Raw genomic sequence first — 22,963 nt, forward strand, 5'->3', positions numbered from 1 at the left:
ATTTAATTAGCACTTTTAAAATACAATCGTTTAAATTTGTCCAGTACTTTTTTTTCCAACCTGGAGATATACATTTGGGACACTCCCAACAAATCAGCAATTTGTTTTTGGGTCTTTTTATTGTAATATCTCTGTTTTATGAATTCTTTTTCTGCCTTATTAAAATGATTTAGGCTCTTCTCTATAAAATCTCTATTCTCTATTTTTGCAAAGGATGCATCTTCCTCACCAACTAGTTCTTGTAATGCTGTCTCATCGTCAGAATACAAGGATTGTTCTAGCGATTGAACGGCACTTATATTTGCAGATTCTATAATCTCAAGTATTGTTTCTTCGGATAAATTAAGATATTCTGCAATTTCCTCCACTTTGGGTGCTCTCCCCAAGGTTTGTGATAATATATGCCTTGCTTGATTTACTTTTTGATATATCTCGTATATTCTTCTTGGAACTCTTATTATATTTCCCTTATCCCTAAAGTACCTTTTTATCTCACCTATTATCGTAGGTGTGGCAAAGCTCGAAAATTTTACACCCTTAGTAACATCATACCGTTCTACTGCTTGAAGCAGCCCAATACATGCTACCTGATATATATCATCATACTCGACTCCCCGGTTTAAAAATTTTTTAGTTAGTATATCAGCGATATACAAATACTTGTTAATAATATAGTCTCTTAAATGCTTGTCCCTTTTTTCACGATATTCAGCAAACATTTGTTCTTCAGTTAAATATTCTATTTCTTTAGCTACTGCCATGCCTAATTCTCCTTTAAAAACATGGATAAAGTAATAATTTCTTTACTGTGCTTTGAATAATTTACATCTACCTCATCCACCAAGGAGTTTACAATAGAAATACCAAGAATGTCTTCTTCATCAAACAGTTCAAACTCTTCCGGTTTTCTATTTTCAAAGCTGAAACTTACCTTTAACTGCTCATCTCCCATAGTAAACCTGATAAAGCATCGCTCTGAAGTTGGGTCAGTTTTTGTTATAATTCGATTACAAATTTCCGCGACAGCAACCTTAATATCTTCAATCTCATCTATTTGAAACCCTATTCTGCTGGCTATTCCGGAAACAGTTAACCTTACTATTCTCACCATCTCAGGTAAAAGTGGCACTACTAAATCTATCTCCCTGGTAATTGAGTTATTTTTCTGCTGGAATTGTTCCATTACTGTTTCACTCCTCAATTATGAATACCTTATTAAGTCCGGTTATCAAGAATAGCTTTTTGATATTATTTTTAAGATTAGTTATATAAATATCGTTATTATTGCTTTTTACTTTTTTAAGAACTCCTACTAATACTCCCAAGCCTGTACTATCAATATAATTTAAGTTAGTACAGTCAAGCTTTACACTCCTATTTTTTTGTTCTACGATAGCATAAAGCTTTTCCTTTAGCTCTGTAACAGTAGAAATATCTATTTCACCACTTAACTCAACTACTACTGCATCTTCCAATTCTTTTTCAAAAATATCTAAGTTCGAAGCCATAATATACCCCCTCTAAATTATCATTACCTACTTTTTATTGTACTTTACTATTTCTTGAAAGATTTCATAAACATTATTATATAAAACCTTTTTCTTCTCATTTTGTTTATCTTTTTCACCTAGGATTCTTAAAGCAATATAAGTATCTTTAGTTTTAAAGCCTATCTCTTCTAACATGCTATTACCTTCCAAAGGAACACCGTAAACATGGGCTTCCGTTGTTTCTCTGGCTGTTAGCTTTATCTCGGGATTTTTATTAATATCCACACCACACTTTGCTGCTACATCATCAAGGGGCTGAAAAGCACCTTGTTCAGCAAATCTTAAAAAATTCGTCTTATCCATTAAAAATATTTGTGTATCTCCCGCAGCAAATGTTACCATAACCTTTTGCTGCATTGCTATGTCCTGTTCACTCCTTATTTCATCGGATAAAGTCATCGGCTGAAACAATAATTCTTTTTTCTTATCATTATTTATATCCTGTATAACTCCGGATAATTTTTCTTTAAGTTTTTGACCAACTTCATCAGCAATGTAGTTTTTACCTACGTAAGAGATAGTGATATCAGGCACAACATTGTTAGCACAATCTTTAAGAGTAATTAGCAACATGATGGCAACAAAAATTCCTACAAATGTGTGGATTTTATAATAATACCAGAAATTCTCGATTTTCTTTTTGTCTATATTTAAAATAGTACTCACGAATCTTTCCCCCCACGCATTACCTTTTTATCCGCATTACTATTTTATCATATCTTAAGTTATAAAACTACTGGAATCATTTATTATCAATAAATTAAAGATAAAGAAAAAGATAAAGATAAAGAACATAAATAAATTATTTTTTGTTTCTGCCTTTATCTTTATCTATAGCAACATTTTAATCCTTTGGCTTCATAGTTGGGAACAATAGTACGTCTCTTATTGAATAAGAGTCAGTTAACAGCATTACCAGTCTGTCAATTCCAATTCCCAGTCCACCGGTAGGAGGCATGCCGTATTCTAAAGCGTTAATAAAATCATCATCCATCATATTTGCTTCCTCATCTCCGGCTTCTCTTGCTTCTACCTGCTTAATGAATCTCTCTTTCTGGTCAATAGGATCATTTAGTTCCGAAAAAGCATTGGCCATTTCTCTGCGTGTAATAAACAGCTCGAAACGTTCGGTTAATTCAGGAGCATCCGGCTTTCTTTTTGCAAGCGGTGATACCTCTACAGGATAATCCATAATAAAGGTAGGCTGTACAAGATATTCTTCGACACATTCTTCAAACACAAGGTTTATTATTTCCCCTCTGGTATGCTTATCTTCAACATGCACCTTTAAGCTTTTCGCTGCAACCCTGGCTTCTTCATCAGTAGTGATAGTTGCAAAATCCACATTGGTAAACCTTTTAATAGATTCAATCATTGTCATCTTATTCCATGGAGGAGTTAAATCAATTTCTTCACCCTGGTATGTAATTTTTGTTGTACCCAGTACTTCTTTTGCAACAGTTGAAATCAGTTGTTCTGTTAATTCCATCATACCCTTGTAATCGGTATAAGCTTCATAAAGCTCTATTGTTGTAAACTCAGGATTGTGCTTGATGGACATGCCTTCATTTCTAAAAATTCTACCCATCTCATAAACTTTTTCCAGTCCACCCACAATAAGCCTCTTTAAATGCAACTCAGTTGCTATTCTAAGATACATATCTATATCCAGTGTATTATGATGTGTAATAAAAGGCCTTGCTGCAGCACCACCCGGAATAGTATTTAATATAGGCGTATCTACCTCTATATATCCTCTGGCATCCAAAAATTCGCGAATGGATTTGATAATTTTGCTCCTCTTAATAAAAGTGTCCTTAACTTCAGGATTAACAATCAGATCCACATATCTTTGTCTATATCTCAAGTCCATATCTTTCAATCCATGCCACTTTTCCGGCAAAGGTTGGAGAGACTTGGATAAAAGCGTGATTTCCAGTACTTTAATGGATATTTCTCCTTTATGTGTTTTAAACACCTCACCTTTTACACCTACAATATCTCCTATGTCAAATTTTTTGACCTGATTGTAAGTTTCTTCGCCTACCTCATTTACTCTAATATATAGCTGAATTTTTCCATATCTATCTTGCAAATCACAGAAAGATGCTTTCCCCATACCTCTTTTGGACATAAGCCTGCCTGCTACTGAGACAATAGAACCTTCCATATTTTCAAAATTATCAATTATTTGCTGATTGTTGTGTGTCCTATCAAACTTTACTATCTTAAACGGATCCTTTCCGCTTTCCTGTAATTCCTTTAACTTTTCTCTACGGACCCTTAGTATCTCATTTAACTCCATCTCTTGTAAGTGCTCTGACATAGTAAAACCTCCTGTATATCACTTTGTGCAATATATTATATATTATATTCTTTCCTTTGTAAAATAAAAATTGCCGCATCCCCTTCTTACGTGCCCAAATGTAATATTTTTAGTACGTTTTATATAATAATTACATAAATAAAGGAGTAAAAAGCCATTTTTCTGCTCTCCACTCCTCACTCTCTACTATTTCTTGATTTCTAAAATCTTAAACTTAATTACCCCGTCAGGAACTGCCACATCAACAATACTTCCTACCTTTTGCCCTACGAGTGCTCTTCCCACAGGAGATTCATCAGAAATTTTATAATTGCTTGGGTCCGCTTCAGTAGAACCTACAATTGTATATTCTACTTCTTCATCAAACTCTAGATCTAAGACTTTAACTTTAGAACCGATACTAACAATCTCCGTATTTATATCTTCTTCATCTATAACTTTAGCATTTTTAAGCATATTTTCAAGCTGTACTATTCTAACTTCTACTTGCGCCTGCTCATTTTTAGCTTCATCGTATTCGGAATTTTCAGACAGATCACCAAAAGCTATTGCTTGTTTAATCTTTTCGGCAACCTCTTTTCGCTTTACGGTTTTGAGATATTCAAGCTCATTCTCCAGTTTTTCAAGACCCTCATACGTTAATACAATTTGTTTACTATTAGTCATTTGATGTCTCTCCTTCATATTCTTCTTTATTTTGCAATATTATCTACCTTTAAGTCCATCCTAGTATTTTCACAGTGTTGAAAAATTCCACATAATACAGCTGCAAATTTTTATGTTGATAATATATGCTATAACTTTGTAATTATTCATGAAATGACTTATGTCTTGATTTTTTTATATTATAAACAACAGTTTATGCATTGTCAATAAATATTATTTACTACCCGCCAAGTTTTTTGCCAGTTTTTCCAGCTTAGATATGTCTATAGGCTTTCCGAATCCCTTTAAAACGTTAATTTTATATCCAGAACTGTAGAATTCTTTATTGAACTCGAGATACTGCTGAATGTTATTCATATTCATATTTAAATTTTTATTCAATTTCAATGATATGATACATTCTATTAATTCTTCGTTATCTATTTCCCCCAACGGTCCTATTACATCTTTAATATTTTGAGGTATACTGATATTGACGCTATCGATAATAATATTACTAATTCTTTTTTCTGCCATAGAGCTCGTACTAAGATTAAATACAATCGTTGACATACTGAGGGATGCTTTTCTTATCAATTTATCGAGATCATCTAAAACAAAAACTACATCAATACTGCTTAATGCCTTGCTAATGTCTTCCGATACCCGAACAGTCAGACCTGTCTCTTCACATACCTTCTCTGTATACACCTGTGCTTCTTTTACATCCTTCGTTACAAGTGTAACATATTTTACATTAGTAGAAAGTATGTTAATAATTGCTTTCGATTTTTCTGTAAAGCTATTTTCCACTATACCAATATCTATCTGTGACATATCAGTTCCTGCTATTTTGCATATCTTTCTGAGAATATCTACCAACAGAGACATTAACAATCTCTTGCTGTTTAACCGAAAGAATCTTCCGCTCCCATATACGTATTCAAACATCTGTTTGTTTGTTTTCACATGTTGTGATAGTACTACATATTTTATCCCCTCCATTTCAAAATGTTCCAAGATTTCGCCACAAAGCTTATCTATGTCAACAGGCTTTGTTGAGCTTAATTGATATTCTGTAAAAGGTAAGTATGCAACATAAAGTTTTATATCAGTATCAGGGATGTCTACATATTTATATACATTTTTCTTAAAGCGAACAGTTAAAATATCAATTAGTTTTTGTGGAATTTTATTATGGAAAAAATCAGGAATATATTTAAATTTTATTTCTTTAGAAATAGTTATAATTCCTAAACGACTCACTATATCCCTCCTCTTGCGTATTATAATTATATAGATATTAACTTTTCCTTAAAATATGACAAATAAATCCTGTACTTTAGCAAGTAATATGATAGATTCTTCTGATTTCTGAAATTGTTAAAACCAACTAAGGGGAGGATACTTTTATGTTTATCGTTAATTCCGGTAAAATACAAAACATCTTGGAATATAACCGTAAAAAGGCTGTAGAATACGCTCATGCATGGGCCTTTAGACGTAATCCGCAATATTATGACTTTGAAAAAATAGGTGGTGATTGTACTAATTTTGCCTCCCAGGTGATTTATGCAGGTAGTAATATTATGAATTACACCCGCAATACAGGATGGTATTACGTTAATGTAAATAATCGTTCACCATCCTGGACCGGCGTAGATTTTTTGTATAAGTTTCTCGTAAATAATTCTTCCAGAGGTCCCTTTGCAGAAGAAGTGAATGTAAAAGATGTCCAACCGGGGGATATTGTACAATTATCTTTCAATAAACCGGATGACTTTAATCATTCACCTGTCATTGTCAGCACAGGTACCATCCCCGACGTGAGTAATATACAAATTGCTGCGCATTCAATTGATCGGGACTATTACCCGTTGACCAATTACGATTGGGCATATATACGGTTTATACATATTAAAGGAGTGAGAAAATAAATATCAAAAGTCAACAGCTCAAATCTGTTGACTCTTTTCTTTCATTATCCTTTTACGTCTTGTCATAATTCCTCCAATTCTTCCGGTTTCTTTTGCAGTAAGTCCTTTCCAGCCAAATTGTTTTACTTTCTCTAATAAGCCCAGCTCTTCCGCTACTTCAAGCTTGAGCTTCTCGTCAGCTTCATTTGCTTTTTTAGTTACCGCTTTTTCCTCCATAATCTGCCTCCTTTCCATGGTAGTTTATGGAGAAAAGCAAGTTTTATACATAAACAATGTACAGTTTTCTGTGAACCGTCAACTACTTTGTTTTATACGATGAATAAACAATTTCAGGATTTTCAAAAGTTTCACTCAATACAAGTGCCACGGCACCTTTCAATACTGCATTCTGGCTTAGAGAGGAAAAAGTTATTTTGGTTGAATCCTGCAGGTATTTCATGCTTCTCCTTCCTACTTCCTTTTGAATACACTCCATGATAATCTTGCCAAGCTTTATGATTCTTCCATTAATAATAACCATCGAAGGATTAAAGGTATTGATTAAATTTGCTACTCCGATTCCCAGGCAAGCAGCCTTCTCTTTCACCACTCTTAATGCGACATTGTCGTTATTTAGGGCAGCCTCAAAAATTATTTCCGGGGAAATACGACACAAATTTCCACCTACCCATTCATTGATGATAGATTTCTCACCGTTCGACAAAATTTCCTTAACTCTATTGACTATTGCCTGTTCTGAAGCTAGTGCTTGTAAACAACCAAAATTGCCACAACTACACCTCGGACCGTTCACTTCAATCGTAGTATGGCCTATTTCCCCTGCCCCTTCAGTTATCCCCCTGTAAAGTTGATTATCAATTACTACGCTACCGCCAATTCCATAACCTACATAGATGAATACAAAATTAGAGATGTCCTTTGCAATACCAAACCAACTTTCCCCCAGCGTCATGGTCCTAACATCGTTATCAACAAACACAGGAACATTTAATTCACTTTCTAATATATCTTTAACGGGTACATTTTCCCATCCAAGGTTTGGTGCATAGATAGAAATTCCTTCCCGGGATTTTACTAATCCGTGCACTCCAACACCAACACCTAATATTTTCTTGTCCTTATTAGCCTTCATCCAGGTACTTATTTTCTGAACGATTTTATCAAGTACAACCTCATTTGGAATAGAAGAGTCAATTTCCAGACCATCAGAATAAATACTATCGGAATTCAGGTTCGCTACTATTATTTCTACAGCCTTTGAACCAATATAAACTCCTATTACATAATACCCATTTGAATTAATTCGGAGCATTACCGGTTTTCTGCCACCGCTGGACTCTCCTCTTTCCGCTTCCAAAATTAAATGACATTTAATTAATTCAGCAGTAATATTTGTAACTGTTGCAGGGGTTAGACCGGTTATTTTAGCAATTTCTGCTCTTGAAACAGGTCCTTTTTCTCTAATAGTATTTAAGATTAATGATGTATTCATTTTTTTCATGAGAGAAAAACTGCCTGGTACAACCTGTTTGCGCATACTATCCACCTACCACAACGAATTATTTCAGCATAATATCCTATAATCAACAAATTTTAAAACTGTCTCCAAGTCACATTCCTTCTTACGTACTTTCATGTAATATCCTAATGCAACTTATATAGTTATCTATACATTTACTGATAGCGATTTTACATGGCAGATAAAGTCAATAAGTTCACAGTTCACGGTTCACAGTAAAAGCTATTAAATCGTTGATTGCTGTGAACTGAGAACTGAGAACTGTGAACTATACATTTAAATAAATATTAAAATTATCTCCATAATATTAAATATTTTAACACAAAATTAACAGGGCAACAATGTTAATTTATTAAATTAACTTAAAATAAAATCAAAACCTCCGGAAAATTCCGGAGGTTTTGGTTACATTCCTTGTTTCACTACCTCAATTGCTTTTTTAAGTTGAACATCTTCTTCCTCTTTTATCTGAGCAATGCTCCTTTTTAATTCTTCCGGAAACTCCACAACGATATCCGGTTGTATTCCTACCCCCTGAATGGACGTGCCATTAGGAGTATAATATTTGGAAATAGTAACTTTAACCGCCGAACCGTCGCCAAGAGGGAAAAGTGTTTGAACCAAGCCCTTTCCAAACGTTTTTGTTCCTACCAGCTTTCCTTTACCGTGGTCTTTTATTGCCCCTGATAGTATTTCTGAGGCACTGGCACTTCCGCCATTGACAAGTACAACCAGAGGAATTTTTATTTCTTCTTTATCCGAATATTTTGTATCTCTATTCTTATTTTTATCCTCGGTATAAACGATTAACCCCTCCGGCAGAAGGCGGTCAGCAATTTTTACAACCTCGTCCAGCAGCCCTCCGGGATTGTCTCTTACGTCAATGATTAATCCGCTAACATTCTTGCTATATAAATCGTCCAAAGCGGCATCAAAGTCTTTACTTGTTTTTTCATCAAACATAGTAATACGGATATATCCGATATTTCCGTCAATAACTTTATGCTTTACAGTTTGCAAAACAATGATATCTCTTTTGATAGTTATATCTTTTGGCTGGGATAGATTTTCCCGTACAATGGTGATAGTGACCTCTGTATTTTTAGGTCCCTTCATCATGCTCACTGCTTCTTCCAATTTATCTGCCCACACATCTTTTCCATTTACCTTAATGATTTTATCTCCAGGTAATATCCCTGCTTTTTCCCCTGGAGTACCTTCAAAGGGTGCTACCACAGTAATAAGATTATCTTTTGGGTCTGGAGCTACTACAACACCAATCCCGGCATAACTGCCATGAGTCTGTGTCATAAAATCGTCGTATTCTTTTTTATTCATATATACTGTATACGGGTCTCCTACAGCCGCTGCTACTCCTGCAGCAGCTCCTTCCATCAGTTTTTCTTCTTCTACAGGTTCAACATAATATTTTTTAATAATTTCTCTTACCTGGTTTATTTTTGTATATTGTGTCCTTCCCCCCTGCACATTAAAAATGCCATAGAGAGGCAGGTTGCCTACTACAAGATACAAAACACTTGTTGCAATAAAGGTTGTAAATATAGTAATTAATACTAGTACAATTGCGCCAATCAATATACTACGTTTCCTAAACAATCAATCCCATCTCCTTAAAGTTACCCAAAGCTGAAGAAATCTTTATAATGAAGATAAGCTTCATTTTGAGTCCCTTATTATTCTCTAGTTTATAATATTTTGTACATTAAATTATTATACCTTATTATTGTAAAGAATAAAAGATTAAGATAACAATAAAATTGAAATCTTAATCTCTTCTTAACATTAAACTTTAAATAAAATTTATAATTATAACTATTTATATCGATAACCAATATTGAAGCTAAAAATAAATTAATGTAGTTATCGATGAAATTAACCAACTTTAAAATCTCAATATTCAGTTTTAAAGTTGGTTAATTATAATATTTCATGGGGTCCACAGGGGTACCATTTTCTCTAACCTCAAAATGCAAGTGAGGTCCGGTTGACCATCCTGTACTTCCTACCTTTGCTATTGTCTGTCCTTTTTTCACTTCATCCCCGGCACTAACAAGAAGGGAACTATTATGGGCATACAATGTTGCAATTCCTCCTCCATGGTCAATGATAATGCATTTTCCGTATCCCCCGTTGGATGCAGCTAAAATAACCTTTCCAGCATTAGCTGCCTTTACGGTCGCACCGGAAGGAGCGCCTATATCAATTCCTGTATGCATCCTTGTCGTCCTTAATATCGGGTGATATCTATTGCCGAAGGGGGATGTAATATTATAATAATTTGGCGCCGGCCACTCCAATTTACCTCCAGCATATTTTCTTTTGTTTTGTTCTTGCAACTTTCGTATTTCTTTTTCCACCTGCTTTGATAGTTCCTCCAATTCATCTAAAGCACGTTCATATTCTTTTTCCTGTGAACTTAGTCTTGCCAGCGTTTGACTTCTTGATACCTGCTTTTCATTCAATACCCTTTTTGTATCTGCTACACGATTTTTTATTTTTTCTCTATTTTTCCTTTCGTCTTCAGCAGCCTGCCTGGCTTTAGCTACATTGTCCCTGTTCTGTTTTAATTGTGCTAAAAGGTTATTGTCATATTGTATAATCTCTTTTACAATCTCCAGTCTGGATATGAAATCAGAAAAACTTGTTGCGTTTAACAGTACCTCCAAATAAGTAGTATTTCCATCTTCATACATCGTCCTGGCTCTCAATTTTAACACTTCAAACTGTTGTTCGGCTGCTCTCATTGCTTCTGCAAGCTCTTCTTCTTTTTCTTTAATCTTCTTTTCACTTTGAGAAAGCAGCTTGTTGATTTCATCCAACTCATTTTCTGTCTTATCAATTTCCTGTTCAATCTTTTCTATTTCATTGATTACTCCTTTTTTTTGGTTTTGTACTGCTTTTAACTCTTTCTGTGTCTCATTCATTTCCTTATTAACCCTATTAAGCTTTTTTTCCAAATCTTGCAGTCCTTCGGCATATACAGGCAAAATTGTTCCCAGTATAAATATTAATGTTATACTGGCAACTGCTATCGTCATAACTCTTTTGTTCATCAGACCTCGGATCCCCCTTTATCATATAGTAAATTAATTGTCATAGATTCACGTGTTATACTATATATTTACTAATAATGATTTTACATGGCAGATAAAGTAAATAAGTTCACAGTTCACGGTTCACGGTAAAAGCTATTAAATCGTTTACTACTGTGAACTGAGAGCTGTTAACTTTGAACTATATAGTTTAAACACGAAGGTATTTTCTAATCGATATTGCGCTGCCAATTGCACCTATGCTTGTCCCGATGACAATAAAAATTAACGCCAGACCTTCAAACACCTCTGAAAATTCTCTAAGTTTAAAGATATTTATACTTTGATAGATGAGCTTCAAAATATAATTATAGCCATAACCCACCAAAACCAGGGATAACAGTGCTCCTATTAGCCCGATCACGATGCCTTCCACAATAAATGGCCAACGAATAAACCAGTCAGTAGCTCCAACAAATTTCATAATATTTATTTCTTTCCTGCGGGCAAAAACTGCTAATTTAATGGTATTAGATATAATAAATACAGCGATAAATGCTAAAAGTATCATTACCCATAAGCTGCCCATCCTGATAAATTCTGTAATCTTTAATAACTTTTCCACAGTCTCCCTGTGATTTTTGACTTTCACGATTCCAGGAATTGTCCCTAGCTGCTGTACTACCTGGTCTGCATACTGAATATCGCTAAGATTTATTATATATGAATGTCTTAATGGGTTATGTTTCTCAAATCCTTCCAGTACGTGCGCATCTTCGCCCAGCTGCTTTTTATAGTTTTCCAAAGCTTGTTCCTTAGTTTCAAGGACACATTCCCGTACATACCGTATATTTTTAATTTTTGCTCCTATTTCATCAACTTGCTCAATGGGTATACTTTCATCAATAAATGCTTTGATTTCCCACTGGTCTTTTATTTGACCACCTATAAAATTTATATTTGTACTAAACAGCATAAACATTCCAAAAATAATAAGACATGCAACCACAATGCCTATTGAAGCCAAGCTCATGATCCGATTGGTCCATATGCTTGAAAAACCTTCTTTAACAAAATATTTAAATGTACTAACTTTCATAACCATACACGCCTTTCTCTTCATCACGAACAACAGTACCTTTTTCTAAAGCAATCACCCGCTTTTTCATATTGTTTACAATTTCTTTTGCATGGGTAGCCATTACTACAGTAGTCCCCCTCTTATTAATATCATTAATTAACTTAACAATATCCCATGCAGTTTCAGGGTCGAGATTTCCCGTCGGCTCATCGGCTATAAGTACCGAAGGGTTATTAGCCAATGCCCGTGCCAAAGATACCCTTTGCTGCTCTCCACCTGATAATTGATGGGGATACATTTTCGCTTTACTGCTCAACCCTACCATGCTTAGAAGAAACGGAACCTGTCGCCGTATTTCCTTTGCAGAAGCTTCAACGATTTTCATTGCAAAAGCCACATTTTCATATACTGTTTTATTTGGAAGCAGCCTAAAGTCCTGAAATACTATACCCATACTTCTTCGCAAATATGGAATTTCACCTCTGCGAAGATTTGTCACATCAAAATCATTCACTACAATGCTGCCGGAACTGGCTTCTTCTTCCCTCAGCAACAATTTGATCAACGTGGACTTCCCTGCCCCACTGGGACCTACAATAAAAACAAATTCACCTTTATTTATTGATAAATTAACGTTATTTAACGCTATTGTGCCATTACTATATGTTTTAGATACATTCGTCAACAATATCAATTATTAACACCTCTAATAAAATAAAATTAACAACCAAATTACATTATTCTACATAACACATCAAAATTCCTTCTTATTTCCCATCTTTTTTTGTAAAAATCTAGGAGTTAAAATTTGACACTATATGTAGACGAATGTGTAAAATTATCCACAATATATCGACTAAATTTGATAAGAATAAAAAAACCCGGGTAATTATTTCCCAGGTGTCGTTTTTAGTTTATAGTTCTTAGTTCATGGTTCGTAGTTTTACAGCAACAGTCCATAGAACAATACTCAGAAACTATTAACAACGAACCACGAACTACGAGCAATTTATATTATTTACGTCATGGTAGTCACTTATCTGTTTATCCTTTTAAATCTTTATCGGGTTGGAGTCCAAGTACTTTTTAACCATCATTGCAACTTTAAATATAATTGCATGGTCAAAAGTTCTCAAGTCCATTCCGGTCATTTTTTGTATCTTGTCCAATCTGTATACAAGTGTATTTCTATGAACATACAGCTTTCTTGAGGTCTCACTTACATTCAAGTTATTTTCAAAAAATTTCTTGATTGTAAGCATAGTTTCTTCGTCTAGTGCATCGATAGACTCTTTTTTAAACACCTCTGCCAAAAATAGTTCACATAACGTCGTCGGAAGCTGATAAATGAGTCTGCCAATTCCGAGATTATCATAGTTAATGATATAATTTTCAGTATCAAAAACCTTACCTACTTCCAATGCAACCTGTGCCTCTTTATACGACTTAGCCAGATCTTTAATATTGCTCACTACTGTACCGATTCCCACATAAACCTTAACCAGAGCTTCTGTATTCAAAGTATCTACAATGGTTTTAGCAATCTTCTCAAGGTCTTCAGACTCACAATTGCTCTTTACCTCTTTTACCAGTACAACATTATAATCATCTATAACAAATACAAAATCTTTATTTTTTGCAGGAAATAAATTTTGAATGGTATCATGGACATAAAGATCACTGCCCTCATAGGTACGTATTAAAAATACCACTCTATGAGCATCCAGCTGTAAATGTAACTCCTTGGCTTTTATTGCAATATCTCCAGGGAGAATGTTATCCAGTATAACATTCTTAATAAAATTACCCTTGTCAAATTTTTCGTCATAATACTGCTTCAAATTATCTATACTAATCGCTATTAATGAGCAATATTTACCGGCAAGCTCATCATCACCAGATACGAAGACGATATGTTCTGTTTTGTTTTTCTTTCCGATAGATTTAAATGTAAAACCATTATAAGCCACAGCTTCCTGATTTTCATGAACAGCATCAGGCAAATCTTCAAATTGCTCTCCATTTTTCATATCATTTGAGCACGCAATAATAAGTCCTGCTTCATCCAGCACTCCCAGTTCTCGATCTATAACATCTTTCATCTGATAAATAATATTTTGAAATAATCTACTAGACACAATAACACCCCCTATACATAGTATACACTTAATTATACAATAAAAAAAGAAGGAAATGTATCCATTTGATACATTTCCTCCTTTTTTTATATAAGTTTACATTAGTTGATGATAGTTCTTTCTGTATCTTTATCAAACAGATGTATTTTATTTACATCTAAAGCAATCTTAACTGTGTCACCAGCTTTAGCTTTAGTTCTTGGATTAACTCTTGCAGTAAAGTTTACACCTTCAACAGTCATGTATAAGAAAGTTTCGGCACCCATCATTTCTACAACATCAATCTTGGATTCTACAATACTGTCAGGCATTGAAGAAAGGTAAGCTTCTTCATCATGAAGATTTTCAGGTCTGATACCCATAACAACTTCTTTGCCTATATATTCAGTACCTTCTAATTTCTTAGCTTTACCTTCCGGAAGTTTTATATCATTCTTGCCAAATACAAGATGTATACCATCTTCTTTCTTTTGAACCTTAACATTGATAAAGTTCATCTGAGGACTTCCAATAAATCCAGCAACGAACATGTTACATGGTTTTTCATAAAGTGTTTGTGGCGTATCTACCTGTTGGATAAAACCATCTTTCATAACAACGATTCTTGTACCCATTGTCATAGCTTCTGTTTGGTCATGGGTAACGTAAATAAATGTTGTTTGAAGTCTCTGATGGAGTTTGCTAATCTCGGTTCTCATCTGAACTCTCAGTTTAGCATCAAGGTTAGAAAGAGGTTCGTCCATTAAGAATACTTTTGGTTCACGAACGATGGCACGACCTAAAGCAACTCTCTGTCTCTGTCCACCGGATAATGCCTTTGGCTTTCTGTCAAGCAAGTGAGCAATATCAAGAATTTTTGCCGCTTCATTAACTCTTCTCTTAATTTCATCCTTAGGAGTTTTTCTGAGTTTCAAACCAAAAGCCATGTTTTCAAAAACTGTCATATGAGGATAAAGAGCGTAGTTCTGGAAAACCATTGCAATATCTCTATCCTTTGGTGCAACATCGTTAACAAGTTTGTCACCAATGTAAAGTTCACCTTCACTGATTTCTTCCAATCCTGCTATCATTCTCAAGGTAGTTGACTTACCGCATCCTGAAGGACCAACCAGGATCAAAAACTCTTTGTCTTCGATATCAAGATTGAAGTCACTTACTGCTGTAACACCGCCAGCATACCTTTTGTAAACATTTTTTAGCTTTAAGCTTGCCATTATTGTGCCCCCTCCTAAATAATTTAAGTAAGTTAACTTTCTATATTGAACCTCCCACAACTAAAGCCGCAGGATTCCTAATTCATCGACTGCTTTGCAGTCTCCAAAGGCTTAACTTCGGGTAGTCCCTACCCTAGTTCGAGTCCTTAACTCTACTGAAGTCACGAGTGTGCGGACGCTATTCATCAAAACGGCTTCAGATTTTCTTTTTACATATGAAAAGCCCTTTTGATTTCATACTTTTCTACCTCTTTTAAGATATTAAGTTTATTCAGGGAAAAGTATGCATTTCTTATATTCTTAATATAGCATATCGGCATACCGGATGTTAGATGTTATTTACACAAAATTGAAAATTTCATTTTAGTAACATTGCATAAACAAGCCCTCGTTATTCTACTCCTTTTGTTTACATAAGTTCGATTCATTAAATAAAAAACAGAACAACATTTTATGATTCATTATGCATGATCTAATATATATATTTACTGATAATGATTTTACATGGCAGATAAAGTAAATAAGTTCACGGTTCACTGTTCTCAGTAAAAGCTATTAAATCGTTTATTACAGTTAACTGTGAACTATGAACTGTGAACTGTTAACCATATATATAAAATAGAACTATACCCATAAGTCCTGATCCGACAATAGTAAGAATTGGATGGAGCTTAAATTTAGTGAGAGCTACTAAGGTTAAAGCTAGTATAACTATACTCCCTATATTAATGACTTGAAAAGGACTATTAATCATGCTGCTAAAAACTTCGACAGAAAACTCACGTTTAAATATTGCTGTTTCAGAAACAAAAATCGCTGCAGTTACAATAAGGCCTACAATAACCGGTCTTATTCCATAGAAAATTAATGTATTTAGCGGATGCTTTTGAAACTTAAAAAAATAATTTGAAACAATTAAAATAAGTGCTAATGATGGGATGGCTACACCTATAGTTGCTGCCATTCCTCCTAAAAAACCGGCTGTTTTATATCCTACAAAGGTAGCAGAATTTACTGCAATAGGTCCAGGAGTCATTTCTGAAATTGCAATGATGTCCACAAATTCAGACGGACTCAACCACCCATTCATCTCTATTTCCTTTTGAATAAGCGGAATCATCCCATATCCACCGCCAAAACTAAACAACCCTATTTTTATAAAAGTGACCAACAACTTAAAATAAATCATTTGCCAGCGCCTTCTTTCTCAATAATTTGCCTTGCCTTATCTGGAAACAGCTTATAAATTATTAAGCCAAGTACCGCTCCGCCAATAATTGCACATATCGCATGTACATTTAGCATAATAACCAGTATAACCGTTAAAACAGTAACGCTAAAACCTATTCTATCTTTGACAGACGTCTTGCCTACCTTTACAACAGCCATCAAGATAAGTGCTGCAACTGCAGGCCGAATACCCATGAAGGCAGCCTTAACAACTGCATTTTCCTGAAACTTGACAAAGAAAGCTGCAATAAGCGTTATAGTTATAAAGGAAGGTAATACAACCCCTATTGTAGCTGCATAAGCACCTTTTCTCCCCGCAATTTTATAACCAATAAATGTTGCCGAATTGATTGCAATGGCTCCTGGTATAGATTGGGAAACAGCAAAAATATCTATAATTTCTTTCGCCTTTACCCATTGTTTTTTATCTATAACTTCTTTTTCGATTAAAGGAATCATGGCATATCCTCCACCGAAAGTGAAACAACCGATCTTAAAGAAAGTACTAAAAATTTCAATAAACAATTTAAAACTGGATTTTCCCTCCATACAATTACCCCCTACAATGTATTATTTAATATTTGTTCTACTACCGCTGCGGCTGCACCTACAGCAATAGCGTTATCTTTAAAATCCCCCCCTTTGCTAAAAACCATCTTGTTTTCTTGTTTCAAGTAGTATTTCTTAATGGCTACTTGTGTACATACTTCATAAAATAATTCAGAATGTTTCACCAACGGTCCACTTAAGATAACCAGATCCGGACTTAACAGGTTAATATAGTTTGCCAGCCCTGTACCTAGAATTGTAGCTGCACTTATTATAGTTTCTCTTGCCAGCTCATCTTTTTTTTCTGCTGCATTACATATATCTATATACCCTATTGTTTCTAAGGGTTTAGAAATTATCGAAGTCCTTCCTTTTTTTATGGCTGACATAAATTTGTTGGTAATGGAAAGAATGGAAGAATAGGCTTCAACACACCCATAATTACCACAACTGCAAAGCTCTCCATCTACATCTATGACCATATGTCCAAAAGCATCTTCTGCATCATTAATGGTCCTTACAATCGTTCCCCCCGAGATAGCTCCGGTCCTAATTCCTATACCGCAATTAAAATATGCAATATTTTCAAAATCCTTCCCGCACCCAAAAAGAGATTCTGCCAATACGGCTGTATTTGCTCCATTATCAATAACAATCGGAAGTTGAAGTTCCTGTTCTAAAATTTGCTTAATCGGGACATTAACCCAACCTGGTGCTGCAAAGTTCTTTGGATTAAGAATTATTCCCTTCTTCCTATCCAAAGGTCCTATAGTGCCCACCCCTGCTCCAAGAATCATTGATCTGTCTATCGATAGTTGTCCTAACATATTTTTGATTATATGTGAAATTGCTTTTGCAGTTTTTTCAGGTGCGAAAGATTGAGTCATGGTGAATTGTTGCTGGTTTAATATTTCCATTTTTAGATTCGAAATTACAATTTGTGTGTAAGTTCTAGAGATATCTATTCCTATTACATAGTATTGCAGGGGATTTACATCGTATACTACAGGTTTTCTACCTCCTGTTGACTCCCCAATACCTACCTGAACTATTAATTTTTTATCTTCAAGTGGCTGCATGAATCTATTAAGAGAAGTTAATTTCATTTTGGTAATAAGTAAGAGTTCGCTTTTTGTTAATGGCCCTTTTTTCTGGATTAGGCTAAAAACAGTCCTACTTTCTTTATTTAAACCACATAAAACATCTGCGGCATTTTGCATATTTTATCTTGCCTCCTCCAGCTTGTTATTTATTCTACTTTCATTATAAATACTTTTCACCAATTTGGCAATAAGTTATTAAAAAAATACTTGCCTAATAATTATGAATATGATAATGGGAATGTTCCCCCTCATGTTTATGGTAATATTCATCAATAAGATTTACCCTTATTAGTAAGTCTCTATCATCCAATACCTGGTGTGTTGGTCCATCGGCAACAATTTGGTGGTCCTCACTAAAAACAATGACGCGGTCGGAAATCTCCTGTACCAACTCTAAGTTATGAGTACTTGTAACAATTGTTTTACCTGCCTTATTTAATTGAATAAGAAGGTTTACAAGCCATCTTTGGCTCTTTGGATCCAAGCCATTAGTAGGCTCGTCTAATATTAAAACCTCCGGATTTGTAACAAGTACCGAGGCAACTGCAACTTTTTTCTTCTCTCCACCACTCAATCTAAACGGTGCCCTATCACGAAGTGTATCTATCTTTAACATATGAATGGTATCTTCAACCCTTTTTACTACTTCCTGTTTACTTAAGCCCAGCTGAAGCGGCCCAAAAGCTATTTCATCCCATACGCTTCCGCAAAATAACTGGACATCTGAATCTTGAAAAATAAATCCTACTTTCTTGTGGTATTGTTTTGAAAAATTATCGTTTTCCAATTTTTCTTCTGTAATTTTCTCTCCAAAGGCAGTAAAATCTCCGACAATAGGAAAAATTAACCCGCATAAAATCTTTAGCAGCGTGGATTTACCGCTGCCATTTGCTCCGAGAATACATATTTTTTCGCCTCTATTGATTTTTAGGTTTATGTTTTTCAAGACAGGAAAACCATCTAAATAGCTATACTGCACGTTACATAAATCGAATACTGGCATATTGTCTAACAAATTAATTCTCTCCTCTAAATCAATGTGCTGTGCTAATTTAAATATAATTCCAATTCAAATTAGTACAATGAATTAAATTAACCTTATATAAGTATTCAACTGAATACATATAATACAATCATAAATAATATTATAGCAAACAACCAAATAAAATCCAGTTTCATAAATTTAAAAGGTGAAATTGTCTCTACCTGTCCTGTAAATCCGCGGGACACCATCGCCATATATACATTTTCGCTGTAATCCATACTTTTTGTAAATAATACTCCGATTGAATTAGAAGCAAATTGTTTATTGCTGGAATGGCTTATTTTGCCTATGGTCCTTAAATTCCGTGCTTCAAATATTTCAATGGATATTTTGATAAGGACGGCAATATATCGGTATGCCATATCCAGCATGGTAATAAAAATAGCAGGAATTTTGATCAAGCGTAAACTTTTCATAAGCCTGGCCCAGGGAGTTGTTGCAGTAAGTATAAGTCCCAGCGATACTGAAATACTTACCCTTAAAATCAACACCACCCCGGATATTATTCCTTGCTGTGTAATAGATAAAGTTTGAGGAAATTGAATACCAAATAATTCTATAGGTTTGTCAAATTCATGTATAATGAGCAAGACTCTGCCGGGAACAATAACGTTAAAAATAGCCGGTAATACCATAATGGCTGTTACCAAGGGCATAAATATCCATATTCTTTTTATAAATTTGAGAAAAGGCAGTTTCGATAAGAATATTAAAAGTAATGTAAATAGATATATTACTATTAAAACACTTACACTTCTTGTTAGCGTTGTAAAACCCGTCAGGGCAACAAATGTAATCAATTTAATCCTTGGATCCAGTTTTTGCAGTAAACCATCTTTTTTAGTATACATTTCTGAAAGAAATTCATTTCTTACCGTATCAGATAGCTGCATAAGTGTTTTTGTTATGAAGTTTTTTTTGCTTTTCTTAATATGTCGATTATTAAATTGCAAGCCGGATTGCTCCTCCGGCTCTAGCAACCATTGTGGAATTGTATCCGTCCTATTCATTGCTACCTTCCTGTTCTGCCGCAACTACCTTTCCTAGGGTTTGTATAACACCAACAACCAGCAGTACACCTATTATTGCTGATAAGATATATCCTATTGCGCCTTGCAACAAACTATCATTTAATGCCGGTATGCTGTAATCAGGCAGCGGCGCTATGGTCCAGGATTGGGAAAGCTTTTCCAGCCCTTTAGGTATATAGTTTATCATTTCTTGGAGCTCATCTGTCCCCCATTCTCCCCATGCCGTTCCGGTTGCCAGCATCCCCAGGGGAGATAACAATATCATTATCCCAAGTGCAACCCAAAGATTTTTATATTTTTTCATGACATAACCTCTCCCTCTGTAATCTGTTGGTACATATGCTCTGTCCTTTTTATGCCAAGCAGTTCAGGATTTGTTTTTCCTACATATAAATATGCCAATCCTGTTACAGCTCCTTCAATGGGACCGGCAATCAGCAGGTGTTCAAACATCATTACCGGCACAGAAACCCATAGAGGATGAGGACAATAAAGAGGCGTGCCGTCTGCCGCTTTAAATAGTAACGGTTGTATTCCAAACTCTACTGCGGTAAGCAAAGCCGCCATATTTAATCCAACATATCCTGCAACTGCTGCAGCAAAAATTGCTTTTTTTGAAAGAGGTTGTGCATTTCCCCTTATCAATTTATATGTATAATATCCCACAAACGGCATAGCAAAGGCCATATTGAAAGAGTTTGCACCTATCGCCCATACACCGCCGTCACCAAACATTAGTGCCTGAACGATTAACGCTAAAGATACTCCAATGCAGGCCGCCCACGGCCCTAGCAATAGTGCTAATAAAACAGCACCTACGGCATGCCCTGAGCTTCCTCCCGGCAAGGGGACATTAAACATCATAATAGTGAAGGAAAAAGCAGCTCCGATAGAAAGTACCGGTATATGTCTTCTTTTTAGTGTTGTTTTTATCTTTTGTAATGCTTTTCTCCAGATAGGAATCATTGCCCCTATAAAAGGGATTGCAGTTTCCAAACCTATGTACCCGTCAGGAATATGCATAATCATACCTCCTAAAACATAAAAAACCATGAAAGAATAAGCTGCTTCTTACAGCTTAAACCTTCGTGGTTTTATTTTTCATTAAAATATTCATTCTAAAGACTTTAGTTGTTTGCAATCTTCTTGATTGCTCTTCCTTTTATGAATATATTACCATCTATTTAAAGCTAAGTCAATAAGGAATAACTGTCCCCTTAGATTCGCGGAATTTCCCCGGGGTAATGCCGGTTATTTTCTTAAATACTTTTGAGAAATAACTTAAATCCTCAAAACCGACAAGATCTGATACCTCCACCAAGGATATGGAATCATCCGCCAATAACTTCTTGCTCATCTCAATCCTTACCTGATTGAGATAGGTATTAAAATTGCATTTCATCTCTTCTTTGAAGGTTTTGCTGAAGTAGGATGCACTTAGATGCACATGAGACGCCACATCTTCCAGAGTAATCTTTTTCATATAATTTTTCTTTACATAATCGATAGCCTTATAAATTACATCCACATGCTTCACATCGGCTAGATTGAATACACAATCGGTAAAACGCATCATGATGTTAGACAGCCACTGCATAAGTTCTTCTACTTTATGGAACCGATGTATTTGTTGCATGTACCTGTAGTTTAAACCAAAAATCTGCTCCACATCAGCACCACCCTGTAAAGCTGCTCTTGATAGTAGAACAATAAGTTCCAATACTCTGGCTTTTATTACTTCAAAATTTCCTTCAGCAGAAACAAATATATGGTTAGACAGCTCATTTAACACTTTTTGTGAGCCGGCCTTATCTCCTATGGATATAAGGGATAAAAGCTCCTTCTCTTTTTCTAATGGATAGTTCTGTAAGCCGCTGTCGCTTCCCCCCATTGTACTGATATAGTTTATATATTCGGAAATATCCGACTGCTGCTCTTCGTATTCTCTCCTTTCAAGATACTGCGTTGTCTGAGTATCTGAAACATGACAAGCAATCAAGTAAAGCAGTTCTGATAAACTATTTATTCTATCGGACTGCACAACAGGAATTTCATTAGCATATTGTCTCAGTTCATTCACATATGACTCATCTATGTGATTCCTTCTTATGATGTCTTCCAACAGCAATTCTTCTGGTTTTGCCGCAAGCACGGGCCCACCCAACAGAGCACCTCTTAGTACTCCATCTACAATAATAGGGGATGCCCAGTGAATCAGCCCCATAGGGCAAAAGAATATAAATTTCCCCCCAAAACGTTCCGCTTGATAGCTTCCGTATAAATGGACATTCTGGCAGCTTTGATTTTGATCAAATATGCCTTGTACCTTCTTACAAAACTTACAGCCGTCTTTGTTTGGACTGGTATTATACAGTGTTTGACCATGAATGTCTACAACGCTGCATTCTAATTCTATGGAATGACTATAAGCTTGCACACAGCTTTTTATTTTATCTAAATCAAATCCAAGATCTTCTTGATCTTTTATTGCCATCATTGTCCCACTCTTTCTTTAATTTGTTTATTTCTATTTACTATTTTA

At 35.0% G+C, this 22,963-nt stretch carries 24 protein-coding genes; 1 reads left to right on the forward strand and 23 read right to left on the reverse strand.

The window, feature by feature from the left end; genetic code table 11:
• Window positions 1–2: 2 nt before the first annotated feature.
• The 7 genes from CIB29_RS13560 to CIB29_RS13590 form a co-directional block, all read right to left on the reverse strand.
• The gene (locus CIB29_RS13560) at window positions 3–761 is read right to left on the reverse strand and encodes a SigB/SigF/SigG family RNA polymerase sigma factor (protein ID WP_094550528.1); all 759 of its coding nucleotides are present in this window, start codon (window positions 759–761) and stop codon (window positions 3–5) included.
• A gap of 2 nt (window positions 762–763) precedes the next feature.
• Window positions 764–1,183 (reverse strand): ATP-binding protein, encoded by a 420-nt coding sequence (locus CIB29_RS13565; protein WP_094550530.1) that lies wholly within the window; start codon window positions 1,181–1,183, stop codon window positions 764–766.
• 7 nt (window positions 1,184–1,190) lie between these two features.
• On the reverse strand, window positions 1,191–1,508 hold the full coding sequence (locus tag CIB29_RS13570; RefSeq protein WP_094550532.1) for an STAS domain-containing protein: 318 nt from the start codon (window positions 1,506–1,508) through the stop codon (window positions 1,191–1,193).
• Between the two features lie 27 nt (window positions 1,509–1,535).
• A complete protein-coding gene (locus tag CIB29_RS13575; RefSeq protein WP_094550534.1) occupies window positions 1,536–2,216 on the reverse strand; it encodes a type 2 periplasmic-binding domain-containing protein in 681 nt (226 codons plus the stop codon).
• Window positions 2,217–2,394: 178 nt separating this feature from the next.
• Window positions 2,395–3,876: a lysine--tRNA ligase gene (gene lysS / locus CIB29_RS13580; RefSeq protein WP_094550536.1), complete on the reverse strand. Its 1,482-nt coding sequence runs from the start codon at window positions 3,874–3,876 to the stop codon at window positions 2,395–2,397.
• Window positions 3,877–4,062: 186 nt separating this feature from the next.
• On the reverse strand, window positions 4,063–4,542 hold the full coding sequence (greA, locus tag CIB29_RS13585; RefSeq protein WP_094550538.1) for a transcription elongation factor GreA: 480 nt from the start codon (window positions 4,540–4,542) through the stop codon (window positions 4,063–4,065).
• A 213-nt stretch (window positions 4,543–4,755) separates the two neighbouring features.
• A complete protein-coding gene (locus tag CIB29_RS13590; RefSeq protein ID WP_094550540.1) occupies window positions 4,756–5,787 on the reverse strand; it encodes a hypothetical protein in 1,032 nt (343 codons plus the stop codon).
• A 146-nt stretch (window positions 5,788–5,933) separates the two neighbouring features.
• Between CIB29_RS13590 and CIB29_RS13595 the strand changes: the two genes are divergently transcribed.
• The gene (locus CIB29_RS13595; protein WP_094550542.1) at window positions 5,934–6,458 is read left to right on the forward strand and encodes an amidase domain-containing protein; all 525 of its coding nucleotides are present in this window, start codon (window positions 5,934–5,936) and stop codon (window positions 6,456–6,458) included.
• An 18-nt stretch (window positions 6,459–6,476) separates the two neighbouring features.
• Here the strand turns inward: CIB29_RS13595 and CIB29_RS13600 are convergent, their stop codons facing one another.
• The 16 genes from CIB29_RS13600 to CIB29_RS13675 form a co-directional block, all read right to left on the reverse strand.
• Window positions 6,477–6,674, reverse strand: coding sequence for an alpha/beta-type small acid-soluble spore protein (locus CIB29_RS13600; RefSeq protein WP_242965225.1), 198 nt, complete (start codon window positions 6,672–6,674; stop codon window positions 6,477–6,479).
• A gap of 82 nt (window positions 6,675–6,756) precedes the next feature.
• Window positions 6,757–7,995, reverse strand: a complete 1,239-nt coding sequence (locus CIB29_RS13605) for an ROK family transcriptional regulator (protein ID WP_094550546.1) — start codon at window positions 7,993–7,995, stop codon at window positions 6,757–6,759.
• 387 nt (window positions 7,996–8,382) lie between these two features.
• Window positions 8,383–9,594: a S41 family peptidase gene (locus CIB29_RS13610; protein ID WP_094550548.1), complete on the reverse strand. Its 1,212-nt coding sequence runs from the start codon at window positions 9,592–9,594 to the stop codon at window positions 8,383–8,385.
• A gap of 317 nt (window positions 9,595–9,911) precedes the next feature.
• Entirely contained in the window at window positions 9,912–11,051 is a 1,140-nt protein-coding gene (locus tag CIB29_RS19515; protein WP_094550550.1) for a murein hydrolase activator EnvC family protein, read from the reverse strand.
• 190 nt (window positions 11,052–11,241) lie between these two features.
• On the reverse strand, window positions 11,242–12,129 hold the full coding sequence (ftsX, locus tag CIB29_RS13620; RefSeq protein WP_198543887.1) for a permease-like cell division protein FtsX: 888 nt from the start codon (window positions 12,127–12,129) through the stop codon (window positions 11,242–11,244).
• Window positions 12,119–12,805 carry a cell division ATP-binding protein FtsE gene (gene ftsE, locus CIB29_RS13625; protein WP_094550554.1) on the reverse strand — a complete coding sequence of 229 codons (687 nt, stop codon included), beginning with the start codon at window positions 12,803–12,805 and terminating at the stop codon, window positions 12,119–12,121. Before ftsE ends, ftsX begins: the two co-directional genes overlap by 11 nt.
• A 358-nt stretch (window positions 12,806–13,163) precedes the next feature.
• Window positions 13,164–14,249, reverse strand: coding sequence for a PucR family transcriptional regulator (locus CIB29_RS13630; protein ID WP_094550556.1), 1,086 nt, complete (start codon window positions 14,247–14,249; stop codon window positions 13,164–13,166).
• A 101-nt stretch (window positions 14,250–14,350) separates the two neighbouring features.
• Window positions 14,351–15,463 carry an ABC transporter ATP-binding protein gene (locus CIB29_RS13635; protein ID WP_094550558.1) on the reverse strand — a complete coding sequence of 371 codons (1,113 nt, stop codon included), beginning with the start codon at window positions 15,461–15,463 and terminating at the stop codon, window positions 14,351–14,353.
• 601 nt (window positions 15,464–16,064) lie between these two features.
• Entirely contained in the window at window positions 16,065–16,652 is a 588-nt protein-coding gene (locus CIB29_RS13640; protein WP_094550560.1) for a chromate transporter, read from the reverse strand.
• The gene (locus CIB29_RS13645; RefSeq protein WP_094550562.1) at window positions 16,649–17,242 is read right to left on the reverse strand and encodes a chromate transporter; all 594 of its coding nucleotides are present in this window, start codon (window positions 17,240–17,242) and stop codon (window positions 16,649–16,651) included. The genes CIB29_RS13640 and CIB29_RS13645 overlap by 4 nt, the downstream gene beginning before the upstream one ends.
• Before the next feature lie 11 nt (window positions 17,243–17,253).
• On the reverse strand, window positions 17,254–18,462 hold the full coding sequence (locus tag CIB29_RS13650) for an ROK family protein (RefSeq protein WP_094550564.1): 1,209 nt from the start codon (window positions 18,460–18,462) through the stop codon (window positions 17,254–17,256).
• Window positions 18,463–18,556: 94 nt separating this feature from the next.
• Window positions 18,557–19,348 carry an energy-coupling factor ABC transporter ATP-binding protein gene (locus tag CIB29_RS13655; RefSeq protein ID WP_094551119.1) on the reverse strand — a complete coding sequence of 264 codons (792 nt, stop codon included), beginning with the start codon at window positions 19,346–19,348 and terminating at the stop codon, window positions 18,557–18,559.
• A gap of 107 nt (window positions 19,349–19,455) precedes the next feature.
• A complete protein-coding gene (gene cbiQ, locus CIB29_RS13660; protein ID WP_094550566.1) occupies window positions 19,456–20,400 on the reverse strand; it encodes a cobalt ECF transporter T component CbiQ in 945 nt (314 codons plus the stop codon).
• Entirely contained in the window at window positions 20,393–20,725 is a 333-nt protein-coding gene (locus CIB29_RS13665) for a PDGLE domain-containing protein (protein ID WP_094550568.1), read from the reverse strand. Before CIB29_RS13665 ends, cbiQ begins: the two co-directional genes overlap by 8 nt.
• Window positions 20,722–21,444 (reverse strand): cobalt transporter CbiM, encoded by a 723-nt coding sequence (cbiM, locus tag CIB29_RS13670; RefSeq protein WP_094550570.1) that lies wholly within the window; start codon window positions 21,442–21,444, stop codon window positions 20,722–20,724. The genes CIB29_RS13665 and cbiM overlap by 4 nt, the downstream gene beginning before the upstream one ends.
• Before the next feature lie 172 nt (window positions 21,445–21,616).
• Window positions 21,617–22,918 carry a PocR ligand-binding domain-containing protein gene (locus CIB29_RS13675; protein ID WP_094550572.1) on the reverse strand — a complete coding sequence of 434 codons (1,302 nt, stop codon included), beginning with the start codon at window positions 22,916–22,918 and terminating at the stop codon, window positions 21,617–21,619.
• Between the last annotated feature and the right edge of the window lie 45 nt (window positions 22,919–22,963).

The organism is Petroclostridium xylanilyticum (assembly GCF_002252565.1).
Classification (GTDB): Bacteria; Bacillota; Clostridia; order SK-Y3; family SK-Y3; genus Petroclostridium; species Petroclostridium xylanilyticum.

Bases quoted from the DNA above. Each gene is read 5' to 3' on its own strand.
- ftsX (WP_198543887.1), bottom strand. From the start codon at position 12,129: ATGAAAGTTAGTACATTTAAATATTTTGTTAAAGAAGGTTTTTCAAGC.
- CIB29_RS13655 (WP_094551119.1), bottom strand. From the start codon at position 19,348: ATGCCAGTATTCGATTTATGTAACGTGCAGTATAGCTATTTAGATGGT.
- CIB29_RS13665 (WP_094550568.1), bottom strand. From the start codon at position 20,725: ATGAAAAAATATAAAAATCTTTGGGTTGCACTTGGGATAATGATATTG.
- cbiQ (WP_094550566.1), bottom strand. From the start codon at position 20,400: ATGAATAGGACGGATACAATTCCACAATGGTTGCTAGAGCCGGAGGAG.
- CIB29_RS13640 (WP_094550560.1), bottom strand. From the start codon at position 16,652: ATGATTTATTTTAAGTTGTTGGTCACTTTTATAAAAATAGGGTTGTTT.
- CIB29_RS13570 (WP_094550532.1), bottom strand. From the start codon at position 1,508: ATGGCTTCGAACTTAGATATTTTTGAAAAAGAATTGGAAGATGCAGTA.
- CIB29_RS19515 (WP_094550550.1), bottom strand. From the start codon at position 11,051: ATGAACAAAAGAGTTATGACGATAGCAGTTGCCAGTATAACATTAATA.
- CIB29_RS13645 (WP_094550562.1), bottom strand. From the start codon at position 17,242: ATGGAGGGAAAATCCAGTTTTAAATTGTTTATTGAAATTTTTAGTACT.
- cbiM (WP_094550570.1), bottom strand. From the start codon at position 21,444: ATGCATATTCCTGACGGGTACATAGGTTTGGAAACTGCAATCCCTTTT.
- CIB29_RS13675 (WP_094550572.1), bottom strand. From the start codon at position 22,918: ATGATGGCAATAAAAGATCAAGAAGATCTTGGATTTGATTTAGATAAA.
- lysS (WP_094550536.1), bottom strand. From the start codon at position 3,876: ATGTCAGAGCACTTACAAGAGATGGAGTTAAATGAGATACTAAGGGTC.
- CIB29_RS13635 (WP_094550558.1), bottom strand. From the start codon at position 15,463: ATGGCAAGCTTAAAGCTAAAAAATGTTTACAAAAGGTATGCTGGCGGT.
- CIB29_RS13595 (WP_094550542.1), top strand. From the start codon at position 5,934: ATGTTTATCGTTAATTCCGGTAAAATACAAAACATCTTGGAATATAAC.
- CIB29_RS13605 (WP_094550546.1), bottom strand. From the start codon at position 7,995: ATGCGCAAACAGGTTGTACCAGGCAGTTTTTCTCTCATGAAAAAAATG.
- CIB29_RS13560 (WP_094550528.1), bottom strand. From the start codon at position 761: ATGGCAGTAGCTAAAGAAATAGAATATTTAACTGAAGAACAAATGTTT.
- CIB29_RS13565 (WP_094550530.1), bottom strand. From the start codon at position 1,183: ATGGAACAATTCCAGCAGAAAAATAACTCAATTACCAGGGAGATAGAT.
- greA (WP_094550538.1), bottom strand. From the start codon at position 4,542: ATGACTAATAGTAAACAAATTGTATTAACGTATGAGGGTCTTGAAAAA.
- CIB29_RS13600 (WP_242965225.1), bottom strand. From the start codon at position 6,674: ATGGAGGAAAAAGCGGTAACTAAAAAAGCAAATGAAGCTGACGAGAAG.
- CIB29_RS13650 (WP_094550564.1), bottom strand. From the start codon at position 18,462: ATGCAAAATGCCGCAGATGTTTTATGTGGTTTAAATAAAGAAAGTAGG.